A 17,146-nucleotide genomic window follows, 5' to 3' on the forward strand; every position below is an offset into this window, starting at 1 on the left:
CGGCTATGCAGGAGTTGTGGTCGCAGCGTGCGGACGCTGCGGAGGGGGCCGTCGTCGCGCGGCACATGCGTCGGCTGTGGGGGCTGCCGGGCACGACGTTGGGAGTCGTCGCCTGGCCACCGGCGCGTTCGGAACGGATGTTCCTGCGTTGGCACTACTGGTGGCAGGCCCACCTGCTCGATTGCGCGGTCGACGCCGCCGATCGTGATCTCACCGCCAAGCGCCGTCGGCGATTGAACAAGATCACCCGAGCGCACCGAACCCGCAACGTCAGCGGGTGGACCAACAACTACTACGACGACATGGCGTGGCTCGGGTTGGCACTCGAACGCGCGCAGCGGCAGCATTTCGTCGGCAATCGCGGTGGCATCCAGCAGATCGAGATGGAATTGTTCGACGCCTGGGCTCCGGCCGAGGGCGGCGGCATTCCGTGGCGCAAGAAGTCGGACTTCTACAACGCACCCGCCAACGGCCCGGCCGCGATCCTGCTGGCCCGCACCGGTCGGCTGTGGCGTGCCCAGGAGATGGCCGATTGGATGGACCGCACCCTCAAGGACCCGCGTACGGGGCTCGTTCTGGACGGAATGCATTCCACTCGTGCACTCGTCGACGCCGGAAAGACCGGCGAGATGGAACGCGCCGTGTACAGCTACTGCCAGGGCGTCACGTTGGGCCTCGAGACCGAACTCGCTGTCCGACTCGGAGAACCCCGGCACGCCGAGCGAGTCCATGCCCTGGTCGACGCCGTCGACAACCACCTGACCCGCAACCTCGTCGTCACCGGCGGCGGTGGGGGAGACGGCGGCCTGTTCAACCCGATCCTCGCGCGCTACCTGGCGATGGTCGCGGTGGAGCTACCCGGGGACTCGGACGCCGACGACCGGGCACGCGAACTCGCTGCGGCGATCGTGCTGAACTCGGCCGAGTCGGCGTGGGAGAACCGTCTCGAAGTGGAAGACAATCCACTGTTCGGAGCCGACTGGACCCGCGAAGCCCGCTTCCCGGGGCAAGGCCTGCACATCGCCACCTTCACCGAGGGCACGGTCCGACCGTCCGATGTGCCCGAACGGGATTTCTCGGTGCAGCTCGGCGGCTGGATGCTGATGGAAGCGGCCTACCGAGTCTCGGCTGCGGGTTTCTAGAACACCTCGTCGGAGCGGACCGACGCAGACCCTATTCGACGACCTCTTCGACCTCGATGGTCTCTTCGGGCCGTGCCATTTCCTTGCGGTACTGCCAGATACCGAGACCGGTTCCGACGACGAGCAGCACCACCATGCCGATGAGGACGGCGGGCATCAACCAGGGGATGCGCTCGATGAACGACCCGAAGTAGAACCCGATCAGCAGCAGCACCGGAGCCCAGATGATGGCACCGAGAGTGCTGGCGATCGTGTACTTGCGGTGATCCATCTTCGCAGCACCAGCGACCAGCGGGCACAGGGTGCGGACCCAGGGGATCCACCGCGCGACCAGCACCGCCCAGAAACCGTGCTTCTCGAGCAGAAGATTGACCTTGTGCAGGTTCTTGGTGTTGAGGTACTTGCCGTTCTTGCGGGCCACCAGAGTCGAGCCGGTGCGGTGGCCGATCGAATAGCCCACCTGGTTGCCTGCGATGGCGGCGACCATCGCACCGAGCGACAGCGCCCAGATGTGACCGGTGCCCGACGCGTGGGTCGCCATCACGATTCCTGCCGTGATCAACATCGAGTCTCCGGGCAGGAACAACCCGATGATCACTGCGCATTCGATGAACACGAAGGTCATCACGACGATCCACACGACGAGTGGGCCCGCTGTCTCCAACGGACCGAAACTGCCGGCGGCCTGGACGGACTCGGTCGACAGCGCAGTGGTAATCGACGACATGGACTCGATCACTTTCGGAAGATCTCGATCAGGACTTGGTGTCCGGGGCGTCGGCCTCGATCACGTCGGCCGCCTCCCCGAGCGGGGTCTTGCGGGCCTTGATCATGCGCTTGCCGACCTCGGCGACGATGGGGAGGACGGAGACGGCGACGATGATCAGGAAGATGATGTCGACGTGCTCGCGGATGAACGCGATCTGCCCGAGCAGGTACCCCAGCACCGTCACGCCCGCGCCCCAGAGGACGCCGCCGACGACGTTGTAGGTGAGGAACAGCGAATACTTCATGTGCGACGCACCGGCGACGACCGGTGCGAACGTACGCACGATCGGTACGAAGCGCGCCAGGATGATGGTGATCGGGCCGTGCTTCTCGAAGAACAGGTGCGACTCGTCGATGTACTTCTTCTTGAAGAACCGCGAATCGTTGCTCTTGAACAGGGCCGCGCCACCCTTGGTGCCGATGAGATAGCCGACCTGGTCGCCGAGGATGGCCGCGATCGGGATCAGAACGACAAGGGTCCAGATGGACGCGAACGGCTCGATCTCGGTGGACTTCGACGCGGCGATCAACCCGGCCGTGAAGAGGAGGGAATCACCTGGGAGCAGCGGAAACAGCAGCCCGGACTCGATGAAGACCACCAGCAGCAGCCCGATCAACACCCAGTGCCCGAAGGAGTTGAGCAGGTTCACCGGGTCGAGAAAGCCCGGCAGCAGGGCCAGGTTCGTCGTCATCGTTTCCGAGGCAGCTAGGAGACTCACCGCGCCCACACTACCGGCCGAAACTGGTAAGTCCTGAACAGATGGTGTCGCTCTGCTGTGAACGTGATGGCTTGTTCGGCACCGTCGACGGGCCGTCGCTCCCGGCCGACGTCAGCGGGAGTGGAGCCTGCGGAATGACCGGAGGGGCGCGGGAGTGGAGCCTGCGGAATGACCGGAGGGGCGCGGGAGTGGAGCCTGCGGAATGACCGGGGTGACGCGGGTACGCACGACACCGGGCCGGGAGGTTGCCATACTGCACTGGACACAACCGAACTTTTCTATGGAGGAATGACGCCGTGCCTATCGCAACTCCCGAGGTCTACGCCGAGATGCTGGGCCGGGCGAAGGAACACAAGTTCGCCTTTCCGGCAATCAACTGTGTGGGTTCCGAGTCCATCAACGCCGCCATCAAGGGATTCGCCGACGCGGGTAGCGACGGCATCATCCAGTTCTCGACCGGCGGAGCCGAGTTCGGCTCCGGGCTCGGTATCAAGGACATGGTCGTCGGTGCCGTGGCGCTCGCCGAGTTCGCGCATGTGATCGCGGCCAAGTACGACGTCACCATCGCTCTGCACACCGACCACTGCCCCAAGGACAAGCTGGACACGTACGTTCGTCCGCTGATCGCGATCTCGCAGGAGCGCGTCGACGCAGGCAAGAACCCGCTGTTCCAGTCCCACATGTGGGACGGCTCGGCCATCCCGATCGACGAGAACCTCGAGATCGCCAAGGATCTGCTGGCCCGCGCTGCGGCTGCGAACATCATTCTCGAGGTCGAGATCGGTGTCGTCGGCGGCGAGGAAGACGGCGTCGAAGCCGAGATCAACGACAAGCTCTACACCTCGAACGAGGACTTCCTCAAGACGGTCGAGGCCCTGGGCGCAGGCGACGCGGGTTCGCGCTACCTGCTGGCGGCGACCTTCGGCAACGTGCACGGCGTGTACAAGCCGGGCAACGTCAAGCTCAAGCCGTCGGTGCTGGCAGACGGTCAGCGGGTCGCGTCGGAGAAGCTCGGTCTGGCATCGGGATCCAAGCCCTTCGATTTCGTCTTCCACGGTGGATCGGGTTCGGCGAAGAGCGAGATCGAAGAGGCGCTCGAGTACGGCGTGGTGAAGATGAACGTCGACACCGACACCCAGTACGCGTTCAGCCGTCCCATCGCCGGACACTTCTTCTCCAACTACGACGGTGTGCTCAAGGTCGACGGCGAGGTCGGCAACAAGAAGGCCTACGACCCGCGCAGCTACCTCAAGAAGGCCGAGGCCGGGATGACGGCCCGTGTCGTCGAGGCCTGCAACGACCTCAAGTCCGCCGGTCGCAGCGTCAGCGCCGGCTGATCCCCGTGAGCGGAACTTCGTAGCCGGCTACGAGGTAGGAGTGGAGCCTGCGGAACGACCCGCAGGCTCCGCCGCTCACGTCCGTCAGTTGCACACCTTCCACTGGTCGCCGTCGAGGCGCAGGTCGAAGGTGCGCGGGGAGCGATCGTTCGGGTTCGCGTCGGTGTGCGCGATCACCTGAGCGATCGCGGTGTCGTCGTCACCGACCTGGATGGCGTCGATGCTGTCGACGGTGGGGATGTTGCCCTGCTCGAGCGAGACGCGATGGACGTCGGCGAATTCCGCGTCGGGTATGTCTCGGTAGAACGTCGCCAGGTCACCGCACGAGGTGCTGCGCAGTGTGGCGAGGTCGCCGACGGCCAAGGCTCTGGTGAACGACTCGACGGTCGTCCTGATCCGGGCCTCCGGGGAGTCGTCGACGCTCGGGCGGTCGATCAGCAGGTATGCACCGGCGGCCACTGCCCCGATCACGACAACTGCGGCCACCAGCGCCGCCCACCACTTCTTGTGACTCGGTGTGCCGGGTCCCGTCGGGTCGGGTCCGATGCGCTGGGGACCGACCTGCTTCGACCCCGGTTTCTGCGGTTCGATCCTTCTCGGCCCGACTGGTTGTGGCACGGCGGCGGGTGATTTCTTCTCTGCCGCAACATCTTTGGTCCGATTCTCGGACGGGTTTCGGGGCGGGATACGACGCGGGGCCGCGGTCGGCTTTGCGACGGGCTTCGATTCCGCTGCGGCCGGTTCCTCGGCCGGAGCAGTGGCGATCTTCTCGGTGGCTGCGTCGGCCGGCTCGTCGACCTTCTTCTTGCGGAGATCGATCTTCTCGGTGGCTGCGTCGGCCTCGGAGGGCGCCTTCTTCTTCTCGTCCGGCATGCGTTCTCCCTCGTTCACCGAATCCTGCGAGAACTCACGAGTTCTCGATTTCGTCAGCTGGCAGCCTATCGACCGTGTCGGGCGCTCGGCGCGAGCGCCACCGGGGGTGTTCGGACACGATTCGGTGACGTAGGGGCACAATGAGCGCCATGACTTCTTTCGGTGATCTGCTCGGACCCCAACCCACACTGTTGCCCGGCGACGACGAGGCCGAATCCGCGCTGCTGAACCACGAGGCACCCGAGACCGTCGCGGCGGCGCATCCGACGGCGTCCATCGCGTGGGCCTACCTGGCCGAGGCGGCGCTCGAGTCGGGAGCCACCATCACGGCGTACGCCTACGCTCGTACCGGCTACCACCGAGGTCTTGACCAGTTGCGTCGTAATGGATGGAAGGGATTCGGGCCGGTCCCGTACAGCCATGAGCCCAACCGAGGATTCCTCCGATGCGTCGCAGTCCTCGCCAAAGCGGCCCGCGACATCAACGAGCACGACGAGTACGCCCGCTGCCTCGACCTCCTCGAAGACTGTGACCCCAAGGCAGCAGAAGCGCTCGGCCTGGGCTGATCGGGCTCGCGCCAGCCGGGCGCGGGGTCGAACCCGGCTGAAGTCGGGCAGTGCTCGGCTGAAGTTGTCGCTGCTGCCGATCATTCAGTGCGCGTTGGCTGCGGGAGTGGCGTGGTTCGTGGCGACGGACATCGTCGGTCACGAGAGCCCGTTCTTCGCTCCGATCGCCGCTGTCGTCTCGCTCGGCGTCTCGCTCGGTGCTCGCCTGCGCCGATCGGCCGAGCTCGTCGTCGGAGTGACGGTGGGCATCGGCATCGGAGATCTGCTCATCTCGCTGATCGGTAGCGGGCCGTGGCAGATCGCTCTGGTCGTGGTGCTGGCGATGTCGGCAGCGGTGTTCCTCGACGGCGGGCCGATCATCGCGATGCAGGCCGGATCGTCCGCGGTGCTGGTGGCCACGCTCATCCCGCCCGGCAACATGGGTGGCCCCAACCGCATGGTCGACGCGTTGGTCGGTGGTCTGGTGGGCATCGCGATCGTGGCGTTGATCCCGACGCACCCGGTGTGGCGGGCCCGCAAGGATGCGGCGAGTGTGTTGGCCACGGCTGCGAGTGTGTTGCAGAAGGTGGCCGACGGCTTGGTGGCGAACGATCCCAAGCCTATCGAGGAGGCGCTACGTAAGGCGCGTGCGACGCAGTCGGGTATCGATGCTCTGCGAACCGATCTCAAGGGCGGCCGGGAGATCGCGCGAATCTCGCCGATGTACTGGAATCACCGCAACCGTCTGGCGTCGCTGGCGGCGACGGCCGATCCCATCGACAACGCCGTCCGCAACATTCGGGTGCTCGCGCGACGATCGCTGACGCTGGTGCGCGACGACGAGATCCTCGATCCGCGCGTCGTCGACGAAGTGGAGAAATTGGCGCATGCGGTGGAGGTCCTGCGGCAGATGATCCTTGCCGATCCGGGGCAGAAGCCGGATGCGGCAGAGGCGGCACGAGTGTTGCGGTCGGTTGCGGCCGGTGCCAAACCGGAGTTGATCTCGAATGCCGGTCTGTCGGCAACGGTGGTCCTGGCACAGTTGCGGTCGATCATCGTCGACCTGCTGCAGGTCGCCGGGCTCAAGCGTATTTCTGCGTTGGCGACGCTTCCGCCGACGGTGAAGCACCCGCACGTCCCTCCGGAGTTGTGACCCGAGGACACCATTGCATATATGCGTATGTACGCATATGGTGACTCCCGGAAGTCGATGCAGTCACGAGGGGGAGTCATGGGCGCGGGTCACGGGCACAGCCACGGCGTGGGCGGACACACGCCTGCGGGTGCGGGGCCACCCAGGTCCCGCGTTCGCAAGATGATCGTCGCCCTCGCGATCCTGGTGGTGTTTCTCGTCGTCGAGGCGACCGTCGCCGTGGCGATCGGCTCGCTCGGCCTGCTCGCCGATGCGGGCCACATGCTCACCGATGTGCTCGGCATGACGATGGGCTTGATCGCACTCGTGCTCGCCCGCAAGGGAAGTGCCGCAGCGGCAAGGACTTTCGGCTGGCATCGGGCGGAAGTGTTGACCGCCATCGCCAATGCCGTTCTGCTGCTCGGTGTTGCGGCGTTCATCATGTACGAGGCGATCTCGCGCATCGGCGACGCTCCCGAAATCCCCGGTGTTCCGTTGATTCTCACTGCGACAGCCGGTCTCGCGGCCAATATCGTCGTCATGCTGCTCATTCGCGGCGACGCCAAGGATTCCCTGGCCGTCCGCGGTGCGTACATGGAGGTTCTGGCCGATGCGGTCGGCAGCGTCGGGGTGCTCGTCGCCGGCGTGCTGATGGTCGTGTTCGGATGGACCTGGGCAGACATCGTCGTCGGTGTCCTGATCTCCCTGTGGGTGATCCCGCGCGCGATCAAGCTCGCCGGCTCGGCACTGCGCATTCTCACCCAGGCCAGTCCGGGGCACGTCGACGTCGACGCATTGACCGGCGACCTGAGCGCGCTGCCGGGCGTGACGGGGGTTCACGACCTGCACGTGTGGACGCTGACCACCGGAATGGACGTGGCCACAGTGCATCTCGAGTGCGAGGGGTCGTCGTCGATGGTGCTCGATCGCGCCCGGTCGTTGCTGTCCGCCTACGGTCTCGACCACGCCACGGTCCAGGTCGAACCTACCGCGCACGGCCGGACCTGCAAGGAAGAGCTCACCTGGTGACGGTGTGCACCTCGGAGCCGGGACGCCACACGTCGATCTGCATGTGATCGTCCACCAGTGACGTCAGGACGACCTCGGTGATGTCGAGGTCGAACACGTGGTACGGCACCAGTTCACCCGGTGCGGCGTCGAATATCGGTTGCAGCGCAGCAGGATCGGTGATCTCGACGGCACGGCCGCCGATCTTCGCGTCCCCGCCCTCCATCGAATGGTGACCCGGATTGCTGTGCAGCGCGAACCGTCCGTCGCGCTGCAGATCTCGTGCTTTGACTGCCCCCAGCATCGAACCGAGGCGCAGCACACCGCTGTCGGCGAACTCGACCTCGGTGCCGCTCACGCGCGGTGAGCCGTCCGCCCGAAGTGTGGCGAGTACGTGGTGTTTGTGGGCGGTGAACCTGGCCTGCACTGCCGAGGCCAGGTTCGGGGCGGCTGTCGAGAAGTCGTTCCACGTCGTCATGGGGGAATTATGCGACCCGCCACCGACCGAATCGGGAATTGCTGCACACAACTTCTCGACAGCGACGGAAATCCCGTCGGTCACGGTCGGTGTCGTGCAGTCCTTCCCGGCGCTCGGGTCACAGCCAGAATCGCATCAGGTAGTTTCCGTTGCCTGCGAAGAACTCGGGAACACCGGACAGCCCGAACAGGGTGTAGATCGCCCCGAAGAAGGCGGAATTGACCGCGGGCACGAACAGCAACGCGACGAGAACGAGGATTCCGTAAACCTTGAACTGGTTCAGCGAGGCGCGGGTGGCGGGTGAGAGCGAGGGTTCGAGTGCGGCGTATCCGTCGAGTCCGGGCACCGGAATCAGGTTCAGGATCGTGGCCATGATCTGCAGGAACGCCAGGAAGCTGAGCCCGTACCAGAAGGCCTGATGGGTGCCGTCGGTGCCGAACATCCGAATGACGATCAGAAGGACCACGGCGACAACGGCGTTGGCGAACGGTCCGGCGAGAGCGATGCGCCGCTGAGTCGAGGCCGAGAATCGGTCGGTTCGCAGGTACACGGCACCGCCCGGAAGCCCGATTCCGCCGATCGCGATGAACAGCACCGGCAGCACGATCGAGAGCAACGGGTGGGTGTACTTGAGCGGGTTGAGCGTCAGATAGCCGCGGAGTTCGACTTCGCGGTCGCCGGCCCGAAATGCGGTGTACGCGTGCCCGAATTCGTGCAGGCACACCGAGGCGATCCACCCGGCGAGCACCAGCACGAACACCCCGAGTCGGGCGGTGAGAGAGGTGACGTCCTCCGCTGTCCACGCCAGCGCGCCGCCCACTCCTGCGACGGCGAGAACGGCCACGAACACTGGGCTCGGCAGAACGGGACTGCGGCGCACCGGAACGGTCATCGGACCAGCAACCACTCTTCGTGGTGACGGTAGAACGTCGACCGCTTGACTGTTCTGTCGCCGGCGATGCCGTCGCGCATCAGGTCTGCGGCGGGGGAGCCGAGCTGCATCGCGCGTCCGCTCACCCAGCGGCGCGGCAGCAGTCGTCGACGGCTGATCACCCGCGCACGAAGGCCCGGTAGCTCCGGGGTCGGTGCCACCTCGACGCCGGGAACGACTCCGGAGAACAACCGAGTGTCGTCGACGTACGCCTCGCCTTCGAGGTCCGCGCCGCCACCGCCGCCGAGCAGAGCCCGCCCGACAACGGCCTTGCCCGCGTCGTCGCGGATGAGGGGCGTGCTCGACGCTGTGCCGGTCAGTGCCACCTTGGCCGCGCGCGATCCGGTGCCGAGCTTGTAGATGTGGGCGGCGTTGGTCGCGGTATCGGGCACGAACGCGACCTCGATGTGGAGGCGTTCGGTGCGCATCAACCTGGTCAGGACCGCGGCCAGCGAGGCGTCGTCGCCCAACACGATGATGCGCGGTGCGGGGGCCGATTCGATGTCGGCGAACAGTGCGTTGCAGTCGTCGTCGGTAGGCACGGCATCGGCGTTGCGCAATGGGACGTCGGTCAGCGTGATCGGCAACGGCGGGTTTCCGCAGTGCAGAACGAACGGTGTCACGGCGCTCCTAGATCATCGGTGAACCCTCGAACGACCATAGTGCCCTCGTTTCGGCTCCACCGTAGCGGCATGCGGGCCAGCTCACCGCCTCGGCTAGACTGTTCCCCCGGCCACTGTCGCGCCTGCGGCAATTGGTGACGGCTGCGTTCGATCGAGCAATATCTGCAGCACGTCCTCGCACGAAAGCAACGTAGGAGAGCACATGCCGGCGATAGTCCTGATCGGCGCCCAATGGGGCGACGAGGGCAAAGGCAAAGCCACCGACCTTTTCGGCGAACGACTCCAGTGGGTCGTTCGCTACCAGGGCGGCAACAACGCCGGCCACACCGTGGTTCTCCCGAACGGCGACAAGTTCGCGCTGCACCTGATCCCGTCGGGAATCCTCACAGCCGGCGTGAAGAACGTCATCGGCAACGGCGTCGTCGTCGACCCGGGTGTGCTGCTCACCGAACTCGACGGCCTGGAAAAGCGTGACGTCGACACCACGAACCTGCTGCTCAGCGCCGATGCGCACCTGATCATGCCGTACCACGTGGCCATCGACAAGGTGACCGAACGCTTCCTCGGAGCCAAGAAGATCGGAACCACCGGCCGCGGCATCGGGCCGTGCTACCAGGACAAGCTCGCTCGCGTCGGCGTCCGGGCAGCCGATGTGCTCGACGAGAAGATCCTGACCCAAAAGGTCGAGGCTGCACTGGAATTCAAGAACCAGGTGCTCTCGAAGATCTACAACCGGCGGGCGCTGGACTCGCAGCAGGTCGTCGACGAGGTGCTCGAGCAGGCCGAGGGCTTCAAGCACCGCATCACCGATACCAGGCTGCAGCTGAACCTGGCTCTCGAGCGCGGTGAGACGATTCTGCTCGAGGGATCGCAGGGCACTCTGCTCGACGTCGATCACGGCACGTACCCGTACGTCACGTCCTCCAACCCGACGGCGGGCGGCGCATCGGTCGGTTCCGGTATCGGCCCCAACAAGATCGGGACCGTCCTCGGCATCCTGAAGGCCTACACGACGCGTGTCGGCTCGGGCCCGTTCCCGACGGAGCTGTTCGACAATCACGGTGAATACCTGGCCAAGCAGGGCGGCGAGGTTGGCGTCACCACCGGGCGGGCACGACGCACGGGCTGGTTCGACGCCGTCATCGCGCGGTACGCCACCCGCGTCAACGGCATCACCGATTACTTCCTGACCAAGCTCGACGTGCTCTCGAGTCTGGACACGGTGCCCATCTGTGTCGCGTACGACGTCGACGGCGTCCGCCACGACGAGATGCCGATGACGCAGACCGGTTTCCATCATGCGAAGCCGATCTACGAAGAGATGCCCGGTTGGTGGGAAGACATCTCCGGTGCCCGTACGTTCGAGGAACTGCCGATCAACGCGCAGAACTACGTCCTGCGTCTCGAGGAGCTCTCGGGCGCGTACATGTCGTGCATCGGAGTCGGACCGGGCCGCGACGAAACCATCGTTCGGCGGGACATTCTGCGGTAATCAGGCCACGCGAAACTCCAAGCCCCGAGGCCCATGGCCTCGGGGCTTTTTCGTGCCCGGACATGCCGTCGGGAGTCGCTCTCACCAATGCGAGGAAACAGCGCCTTCAGTAGGAAAACAGCGCGAAAAAGTACTGTGTTCGCTGTATTCGAGCGGTCTTGCTGGGAAATCCGCTGCAGGGCAGCAGTTTTCGTAATTCGGGTAGCTTTACACACCGTGTAGTTGTGTAAACCAAAAGTATGAAACGGGCTGCCGAACATTCTCTCGGACTTTTACCTTCACTTGGGTAACGGGTGATGAGGTCGTGCCGAAACAATGGACATCGCACAAGTTGCGGAGGCCCACCTTCCGGCCGACCGACCCACAACCGGGTCACCTCCCCTCGGCCTAGCGAACAAGGGCCACCGAAGAAAGCGACAACGAATGAACAAGGCAACCAAGGGCGCGATAGCCGCGGGGGCGGCAGCTGTACTGCTGCTCGGCGGTTTGGGATCCTATGCGCTCTGGCAGGACACCGAAACGGTCACCGGAGGTGAGATCAACTCCGGTGAGCTCAATTTCGCTCCGGTTGCCGGCACCGCGAACTGGACCGAAACCTCGGTCACTCCGAACGTGACTCTCGGAGCCGACCCGTCCGGCTTCCTCATCGTGCCGGGCGACGTTCTCGAGTACTCGACCCAGTACGCCGTCAATTGGGCAGGAGACAATCTTCGCGCTTCGATCACCGCGGACTTCACCAATGTTGCCGGCGACGCCGACCTTGCTGCCGCTCTCGACACCGAGGTGTCGGTCAACGGTGGAACGTCCCTTCCGAACGGTTCGGCCGTGGACCTACCGCTGACCACGTCGCCTCAGACCATCTCCGTCGAGGTGACCATTACGTTCGATGAAGCGACTGCGGATCTCATCGCACAGAACGAGAGCGTCGACCTCAACGACTTCACCCTGACGCTCGACCAGGTCCGTCCCTGATCTGTTGCAGTGACGAACAAGCACGGTCGTTATTGGGCGCTCGCAGCCGCGTCCGTCGCGGTGGTGGTCTTCGGATCAGCACAGACGACGGGCGCGCTGTGGCGTGACGACGAGGTCGTCGGAGGCGGGACCATCAACTCCGGCACCTTGGACATCAAGGTCGGCCCGAACGGAGCAGAAGTGAACGACTACGTTCTCGCTGCGCTCGGTTCGACCGGTCTCGGACCGAACGGTTTCTCGCAGGCACCGTTGTCGATTCGGAACTCCGGCAACGTACCGTTCAACTTTCGACTGCAAGGAACCACGTCGACCGGAACAGTCCCCCTTGTTCTGACTGCGACAACTGTTGCGGCCGAGACGAATTGCCCGGCGACAGGTACACCGACGGGACCGACGACACTGCTGTACAACGGAAACGCCAGTGGTGCGCAAGCTCCGGTGCCACCGGCGGCCAGACTGTTGGCCGCAGGCGCCCGCGAAGTGTGGTGCTTTCGGCTCGCCGTCGGTGCCACTCCGCCGCAGAGCGCGTCGTCGACGGTGACGTTCTCGTTCCGGGCGGACCAGACATGAGTGCCGACGACGACACGGACGTGATCGAAACCGTCACGGACGTATCCGAGGAGAACCGGACCGGTCTCTGGTGGTGGGTGAGCCGGATCGCGTCGTACACGCTTCTGGCGGCGATGTTGTTCGTCCTCGGGGTGACCGTCGTCATTCCGAAAGTCACCGGTTCGACGCCGTACACGATTCTCACCAGCTCGATGAAGCCGACGTACCCACCGGGAAGCCTGGTGGTGGTCAAGCCCGCCGATGCAGCCGAACTCGGGGTAGGCACACCGATCACCTACCAAATCCGTTCGGGCGAGCCCGAAGTGGTGACTCACCGCATCGTGGCGACCCGGCAGAGCGGACGAGGTATCACCACCTATGTCACTCGCGGGGACAACAACGGATCCGACGACGAGAACCCGGTGCAGATCGGGCAGATTCGCGGAAAGGTCTGGTACTCGGTGCCGTACATGGGCTACGTCAACAACTGGCTGAACGGTGAGCAGCGCAAGATCACGGTCGCGGTCATCGTGATCGGTCTGTTCGGCTATGCGCTGGTGATGTTCGTCGGGGCCGGTGTCGATCGCTACCGGAGCCGAAAAGAGCAGGCGCGATGAAGCACCCCGGTCTTGCCGCCTGCACCGCAGCGTTCGCCGGCGTCGCAGTCGTTCTGTTGATGGGTGCCGGATCCACCCGAGCGCAAACGATCAAGTACAGCGACGACGGGATGGAGTGGGCGTCGACCCTTCGAAGCGCATTCTTCGACAACGATATTCGGTGGATTCCCGGCGACTCGCGTGAATCGCAGTTCCACGTGTTCAACGACACCGACCGGGACGGGCGTCTCTGGCTGACCTTCGGCAGCGACAACCTGGCGTTCCTCCGAGCTCTGAGCGTGTCGATCGGCGGCGGCAAGTCGGCCGAATCGTGTGCATGGATCGACCTCGAGGCCGGCCAGAAGAAGCGAATCGACGCCACGATCACGATGGCCGAAGCAGCTGAAAACGACACCTGGTCCTCCTCTGCTGCAGTCGATCTCGTTGTGCAGTGGGACAACAGCAACAGAGCCGAGTGCCCGGAATCGTCGGGTGCGCGGACGGATATGGAAGGGGCGCAGCCCTGATGTCGCGTCACAAGGACTCAGTCGGTCCGAAGACGGTTCTCCGTCGCGTCGGTGCCGCGCTCATCAGTGCGCGCGCTCGGGCCTTCATGTCGATCGGTATCGTGCTCGGCCTCGGCGCGGTGGGAACCCTTGCTGCATGGTCGGATACGGCGACTGCGACGTCAGGCACCTTCACGACCGGCAGGCTCGATATCAAAGTCGGTGACCCCGCGGTGGACAACAATCCGATCGCGTTCTCGACGACTTTGGCCAATCCCGCGATCTTCCCCGGGGATACCGTCGCAGCCGGGCTGCTGGTGAGCAATGCGACCGGATCCGTCGCCAACACCTACACCATCTCCGTGCTGGCCAGTAACACTGCGCTGGGCAATGTGCTCAATTCCTCGGTGCACAGCGGACTTCCATCGGGGGGTGCATGCACAGGTGCCGCCGTCAGCACGGTCTCCGGCCTCGGAACCTCGAAGCAATTCCCTGCCTTGAATCGTTCGCTTCCCGTCAACGGCAGTGATCAGCTGTGTATCAGCGTGACCATGCCGACCGGTACGGCTCCGCCTAATCCCGTTGCTACCGGAACCATCACGTACACCATCACCGCGACGTCGTCGTAGATCATGTCCGATACCCACGCAGCCTCGGCTACCGGAGCGCCATCCGGCCGGCGTCTGCTTCGCGAGATCGCACTGACCGTCGGCGCTGTCTCCGGGCTCGTCTGTGTGCTGTTCGCGCTCGCGGCCGTGTTATTCGGTATCACCCCGTTGGTCTTTCGGTCCGGCTCCATGGCCCCGGCCATCGACACCGGGGCGCTGGCACTGAGCAAGACGACCCCCGCAACCGACATTCGAGTGGGGGACATCGTCAAGGTCACCAACGCGTCGGGAGCAGGAATCACCCACCGCGTGGTCGAGATCGGCGCAGTCGGAACCGACAGTGTGCAACTGTTCCTTCAGGGTGATGCGAACCCCGAGCCCGATGCCGAGAGCTACGTCGTGTCCGAGGCCGATCGTGTGTTCTTCAGCGTCGGGAAACTCGGCTACGCGGTCACCTGGCTCAGCGGCCCGGTCGCAGTGTTCATCGGTGGCATCGCCGTCGGCGTACTTCTCATGACCGCGTTCGGATTTCGTAGGTCCACTGTGGAGTCCTTTGCGCAGCCGGACGACGACGATCGACCGCAGGAACCGCCCAGCGGACGGCACAGCGCCCAGGGACACGGGACGTCCACCCTCGGTGTGGTGCTCGCACTGGCGGCCATCTCGGCAGTGGGCATCACTGCGTCGAACACTCCGACAACCCTTGCTGCGGGGCAAGACACGGCAACGGCCCTCAGCGGCACCATCACCACAGCATTGCCGATCCCCGCGCCGCTGTCGCTGACTTGTACGAATGCCGAGCGGGGTCTTGTCGGTGCGATTCGATTCGTGAATCTCAGTTTTCCATCACGCGGGTCGCAGTACACGTACCAGTTGACCTTGAAGAAGGCAGGCGAGAACGACCGTGAGTTCGCGGTAGACGGGACCGCTGCTACCGGGGTGGTCATCACTCAAGCAGTGGAAAACGGAGCCCTCCTGGAATTGCTGCCGCTGCCACTGGCCCCTGTACTCGACGGCGTGTACACCGCATCCATCCGAACCAAATCGGGCACGAGGTTCTCGCAGCCGAGCCCGACCGTGAACTTGACCATGAGCAACGGCCTACTTCTCGGATTGGCTGCAAGTGCGCGGTGCGGAGGCACCGCTGCCGCTGCCGCTGCCGCAGCCCGCAGCGCCCCGCAGGCGATCGCTCCCGAGGCAACCACTCCGTCCTCCACGACATCCACCCCCACCACTCTGGCACCGGAGTCAACCGCAGTACCCGGAACGACTGCGCCGTCGGTCGAGGTTCCGCCGTCCACGACTGTCCCGCCGTCCACGACTGTCCCGTCCACCACCGACACACCCGCGGCGGTGGCCCCACCTCCGACCACCACTACAACCACGACAACGACCACCCCGCCGGCACCTGCGGCGCTGTCCGCCCCGGTGACCTCGCCGTCGGGTGCATCGACGGCCCGGGTGGTCGACATCGACGGCGCTCCGACTCTGCAGATCGTCGACGCAGCCGGAGCAGTCCAGTACAGCGCTCCCGCCACGTCCAGTGAGGCATTCGGCTACGGCGTGAATTGGTCGGCCGGGGATCAGCTGTGGCTGCTCGGTCCCGATCGTCTCGTTCGTCTCGACAGCACCGGCGGTTCGTGGTCGCGAACGGTGATCGATCCGACGGCGACGGAACAAATTCCGGCGGATATTCTCGTGCTCTTGAATTAGTGCCGTCACATATATGTCGGAATCGAACTGCACATCTGCTCGCCTGCGTGGATAATTGCGCCCAGGTAAATCGACGGAAGGTCGAGCGATGACTGAGAATTACAACGGATTGGAAGTTTTCAGCTACCAATTCGATCGCTTCGCATACGAACATCCATGGATCGGCGCTCAGGCCGGTGAATTCATGCTCGGCCCCGAGGGTGGGGGAATGCTCGAATTCACGCACGCTACCGTCTTCGCGCTTCCCGAGGGTGGCGCGCACGAAGTGCACGGTCCGATCCTCGACTGGTACCTCGGTCACGGGGGACCCTATGGCGCACTTGGCTATCCGATCAGCAACGAGCGTCCGACACCCACCGGATCCGGTCGCTACAACCTCTTTCAACGCGGAGCTATCGGATGGTTGCCGGAGGTGGGTGCATTCACCATCGGTGGTCGGCACGAGGAATCCGATGTGACTCCGGGCCCGGAAGCTGAATTGGTATCGGCGGTGGACGCTCCCATCGACGCACTCGGTATTTCTGCCTGAATCCGTTCTTGCTCCCCGTTTCGATCCAATTATTCGGTCTCTCGGTTTTGTTCGTCGATGAAGCGGCTCAGAACAATGTCGGCTCGTCGAATCCTGGGACTTCTTCGATGCCGAGTATTTTCTGTTTGGTGTTCGCGCCACCCGGTGCCGAGAAGCCGCCGACTTCCGTGCCTGCGCCGAGTACCCGATGGCACGGGACGATGATCGGCACGGGGTTGCGTCCCAACGCGCCGCCTACGGCCTGGGCTGCACCGGGGTGGCCGAGTCGGCGGGCAATGTCGCCGTAGGTGAGTGTCGCGCCCCGGGGGATGCTGCTGCACACGGTGTACACCGAGGCGTCGAATTCCGAGATGTCGAGGACCAGCGGAATCGGGCTCATGTCGACTGTCCGTCCATCGAGCAGGGCGACGATTCGCGCGATCGCGTCGGCCGCCAACGCGTCGACAGGACCTGTTGCTGCGCCGAAGCGGTTCAGATAGTCCAGCATCGCCTCGTCCGACGGCTCGGGCAGGGCGACGGCGAGCACGCCGTCGTCGGTCCAGGCGATTCCGCAACGGCCGATGGAGGTGTCGAAGAGCGTGCTGCTCGGCATCGGTCCAGTATCCACCTGCCCTCGTGTGGCAGT

20 protein-coding genes are annotated in these 17,146 nt (G+C 64.6%); 13 read left to right on the plus strand and 7 right to left on the minus strand.

Annotated features, from left to right (window positions below):
- The first annotated feature begins 5 nt into the window (after nucleotides 1-5).
- Nucleotides 6-1,142, plus strand: a complete 1,137-nt coding sequence (locus CH273_RS06525) for a glycoside hydrolase family 76 protein (RefSeq protein ID WP_032397155.1) — start codon at nucleotides 6-8, stop codon at nucleotides 1,140-1,142.
- A gap of 31 nt (nucleotides 1,143-1,173) precedes the next feature.
- On the opposite strand, the gene CH273_RS06530 is transcribed toward CH273_RS06525, so the two are convergent.
- Both CH273_RS06530 and CH273_RS06535 read right to left on the minus strand, forming a co-directional pair.
- The gene (locus tag CH273_RS06530; protein WP_052050074.1) at nucleotides 1,174-1,869 is read right to left on the minus strand and encodes a DedA family protein; all 696 of its coding nucleotides are present in this window, start codon (nucleotides 1,867-1,869) and stop codon (nucleotides 1,174-1,176) included.
- Nucleotides 1,870-1,897: 28 nt separating this feature from the next.
- Entirely contained in the window at nucleotides 1,898-2,602 is a 705-nt protein-coding gene (locus tag CH273_RS06535) for a VTT domain-containing protein (RefSeq protein ID WP_045198665.1), read from the minus strand.
- A 323-nt stretch (nucleotides 2,603-2,925) separates the two neighbouring features.
- Between CH273_RS06535 and fbaA the strand changes: the two genes are divergently transcribed.
- Nucleotides 2,926-3,966 (plus strand): class II fructose-bisphosphate aldolase, encoded by a 1,041-nt coding sequence (fbaA, locus tag CH273_RS06540; protein ID WP_032397153.1) that lies wholly within the window; start codon nucleotides 2,926-2,928, stop codon nucleotides 3,964-3,966.
- Between the two features lie 84 nt (nucleotides 3,967-4,050).
- Here the strand turns inward: fbaA and CH273_RS06545 are convergent, their stop codons facing one another.
- Nucleotides 4,051-4,839 (minus strand): Rv0361 family membrane protein, encoded by a 789-nt coding sequence (locus CH273_RS06545; RefSeq protein WP_143546182.1) that lies wholly within the window; start codon nucleotides 4,837-4,839, stop codon nucleotides 4,051-4,053.
- A gap of 149 nt (nucleotides 4,840-4,988) precedes the next feature.
- Here CH273_RS06545 and CH273_RS06550 point away from each other — a divergent pair, with 149 nt between their 5' ends.
- From CH273_RS06550 to CH273_RS06560, 3 genes are all read left to right on the plus strand, one after another.
- Nucleotides 4,989-5,405, plus strand: coding sequence for a DUF3151 domain-containing protein (locus tag CH273_RS06550; protein WP_032397398.1), 417 nt, complete (start codon nucleotides 4,989-4,991; stop codon nucleotides 5,403-5,405).
- 64 nt (nucleotides 5,406-5,469) lie between these two features.
- Nucleotides 5,470-6,537, plus strand: coding sequence for an FUSC family protein (locus tag CH273_RS06555; protein ID WP_094614127.1), 1,068 nt, complete (start codon nucleotides 5,470-5,472; stop codon nucleotides 6,535-6,537).
- Between the two features lie 78 nt (nucleotides 6,538-6,615).
- Nucleotides 6,616-7,545: a cation diffusion facilitator family transporter gene (locus CH273_RS06560; RefSeq protein ID WP_032397152.1), complete on the plus strand. Its 930-nt coding sequence runs from the start codon at nucleotides 6,616-6,618 to the stop codon at nucleotides 7,543-7,545.
- Here the strand turns inward: CH273_RS06560 and CH273_RS06565 are convergent.
- From CH273_RS06565 to CH273_RS06575, 3 genes are all read right to left on the minus strand, one after another.
- Nucleotides 7,535-8,002 carry a pyridoxamine 5'-phosphate oxidase family protein gene (locus CH273_RS06565; RefSeq protein WP_032397396.1) on the minus strand — a complete coding sequence of 156 codons (468 nt, stop codon included), beginning with the start codon at nucleotides 8,000-8,002 and terminating at the stop codon, nucleotides 7,535-7,537. The genes CH273_RS06560 and CH273_RS06565 overlap by 11 nt on opposite strands.
- A gap of 118 nt (nucleotides 8,003-8,120) precedes the next feature.
- Nucleotides 8,121-8,894, minus strand: coding sequence for a site-2 protease family protein (locus CH273_RS06570; protein WP_032397151.1), 774 nt, complete (start codon nucleotides 8,892-8,894; stop codon nucleotides 8,121-8,123).
- The gene (locus CH273_RS06575) at nucleotides 8,891-9,556 is read right to left on the minus strand and encodes a hypothetical protein (protein ID WP_032397150.1); all 666 of its coding nucleotides are present in this window, start codon (nucleotides 9,554-9,556) and stop codon (nucleotides 8,891-8,893) included. The genes CH273_RS06570 and CH273_RS06575 overlap by 4 nt, the downstream gene beginning before the upstream one ends.
- 202 nt (nucleotides 9,557-9,758) lie before the next feature.
- On the opposite strand from CH273_RS06575, the gene CH273_RS06580 reads away from it, so the two are divergent.
- From CH273_RS06580 to CH273_RS06615, 8 genes are all read left to right on the plus strand, one after another.
- On the plus strand, nucleotides 9,759-11,048 hold the full coding sequence (locus tag CH273_RS06580; protein ID WP_032397149.1) for an adenylosuccinate synthase: 1,290 nt from the start codon (nucleotides 9,759-9,761) through the stop codon (nucleotides 11,046-11,048).
- 423 nt (nucleotides 11,049-11,471) lie between these two features.
- Entirely contained in the window at nucleotides 11,472-12,020 is a 549-nt protein-coding gene (locus tag CH273_RS06585) for an alternate-type signal peptide domain-containing protein (RefSeq protein WP_032397148.1), read from the plus strand.
- 9 nt (nucleotides 12,021-12,029) lie between these two features.
- Nucleotides 12,030-12,590, plus strand: coding sequence for a hypothetical protein (locus CH273_RS06590; protein ID WP_032397147.1), 561 nt, complete (start codon nucleotides 12,030-12,032; stop codon nucleotides 12,588-12,590).
- Nucleotides 12,587-13,186, plus strand: a complete 600-nt coding sequence (locus CH273_RS06595; RefSeq protein WP_032397146.1) for a signal peptidase I — start codon at nucleotides 12,587-12,589, stop codon at nucleotides 13,184-13,186. Before CH273_RS06590 ends, CH273_RS06595 begins: the two co-directional genes overlap by 4 nt.
- On the plus strand, nucleotides 13,183-13,692 hold the full coding sequence (locus tag CH273_RS06600; RefSeq protein WP_032397145.1) for a hypothetical protein: 510 nt from the start codon (nucleotides 13,183-13,185) through the stop codon (nucleotides 13,690-13,692). The genes CH273_RS06595 and CH273_RS06600 overlap by 4 nt, the downstream gene beginning before the upstream one ends.
- Complete coding sequence (locus CH273_RS06605) at nucleotides 13,692-14,300, plus strand: SipW-dependent-type signal peptide-containing protein (RefSeq protein WP_032397144.1); 609 nt, start codon at nucleotides 13,692-13,694, stop codon at nucleotides 14,298-14,300. The genes CH273_RS06600 and CH273_RS06605 overlap by 1 nt, the downstream gene beginning before the upstream one ends.
- A gap of 3 nt (nucleotides 14,301-14,303) precedes the next feature.
- On the plus strand, nucleotides 14,304-15,992 hold the full coding sequence (locus CH273_RS06610; RefSeq protein WP_052049997.1) for a signal peptidase I: 1,689 nt from the start codon (nucleotides 14,304-14,306) through the stop codon (nucleotides 15,990-15,992).
- 88 nt (nucleotides 15,993-16,080) lie between these two features.
- Nucleotides 16,081-16,521 carry an LGFP repeat-containing protein gene (locus CH273_RS06615; RefSeq protein ID WP_032397143.1) on the plus strand — a complete coding sequence of 147 codons (441 nt, stop codon included), beginning with the start codon at nucleotides 16,081-16,083 and terminating at the stop codon, nucleotides 16,519-16,521.
- Nucleotides 16,522-16,588: 67 nt separating this feature from the next.
- Here the strand turns inward: CH273_RS06615 and CH273_RS06620 are convergent, their stop codons facing one another.
- The gene (locus CH273_RS06620; RefSeq protein WP_032397142.1) at nucleotides 16,589-17,113 is read right to left on the minus strand and encodes a methylated-DNA--[protein]-cysteine S-methyltransferase; all 525 of its coding nucleotides are present in this window, start codon (nucleotides 17,111-17,113) and stop codon (nucleotides 16,589-16,591) included.
- Nucleotides 17,114-17,146 lie beyond the last annotated feature (33 nt).

The organism is Rhodococcus sp. 05-339-2 (genome assembly GCF_002258965.1).
GTDB lineage: Bacteria > Actinomycetota > Actinomycetes > Mycobacteriales > Mycobacteriaceae > Rhodococcoides.

Bases quoted from the DNA above. Each gene is read 5' to 3' on its own strand.
- CH273_RS06585 (WP_032397148.1), top strand. From the start codon at position 11,472: ATGAACAAGGCAACCAAGGGCGCGATAGCCGCGGGGGCGGCAGCTGTA.
- CH273_RS06535 (WP_045198665.1), bottom strand. From the start codon at position 2,602: ATGACGACGAACCTGGCCCTGCTGCCGGGCTTTCTCGACCCGGTGAAC.
- CH273_RS06610 (WP_052049997.1), top strand. From the start codon at position 14,304: ATGTCCGATACCCACGCAGCCTCGGCTACCGGAGCGCCATCCGGCCGG.
- CH273_RS06615 (WP_032397143.1), top strand. From the start codon at position 16,081: ATGACTGAGAATTACAACGGATTGGAAGTTTTCAGCTACCAATTCGAT.
- CH273_RS06595 (WP_032397146.1), top strand. From the start codon at position 12,587: ATGAGTGCCGACGACGACACGGACGTGATCGAAACCGTCACGGACGTA.
- CH273_RS06565 (WP_032397396.1), bottom strand. From the start codon at position 8,002: ATGACGACGTGGAACGACTTCTCGACAGCCGCCCCGAACCTGGCCTCG.
- CH273_RS06605 (WP_032397144.1), top strand. From the start codon at position 13,692: ATGTCGCGTCACAAGGACTCAGTCGGTCCGAAGACGGTTCTCCGTCGC.
- CH273_RS06525 (WP_032397155.1), top strand. From the start codon at position 6: ATGCAGGAGTTGTGGTCGCAGCGTGCGGACGCTGCGGAGGGGGCCGTC.
- CH273_RS06560 (WP_032397152.1), top strand. From the start codon at position 6,616: ATGGGCGCGGGTCACGGGCACAGCCACGGCGTGGGCGGACACACGCCT.
- CH273_RS06545 (WP_143546182.1), bottom strand. From the start codon at position 4,839: ATGCCGGACGAGAAGAAGAAGGCGCCCTCCGAGGCCGACGCAGCCACC.
- CH273_RS06580 (WP_032397149.1), top strand. From the start codon at position 9,759: ATGCCGGCGATAGTCCTGATCGGCGCCCAATGGGGCGACGAGGGCAAA.
- CH273_RS06600 (WP_032397145.1), top strand. From the start codon at position 13,183: ATGAAGCACCCCGGTCTTGCCGCCTGCACCGCAGCGTTCGCCGGCGTC.
- CH273_RS06620 (WP_032397142.1), bottom strand. From the start codon at position 17,113: ATGCCGAGCAGCACGCTCTTCGACACCTCCATCGGCCGTTGCGGAATC.
- CH273_RS06530 (WP_052050074.1), bottom strand. From the start codon at position 1,869: ATGTCGTCGATTACCACTGCGCTGTCGACCGAGTCCGTCCAGGCCGCC.
- CH273_RS06570 (WP_032397151.1), bottom strand. From the start codon at position 8,894: ATGACCGTTCCGGTGCGCCGCAGTCCCGTTCTGCCGAGCCCAGTGTTC.
- CH273_RS06550 (WP_032397398.1), top strand. From the start codon at position 4,989: ATGACTTCTTTCGGTGATCTGCTCGGACCCCAACCCACACTGTTGCCC.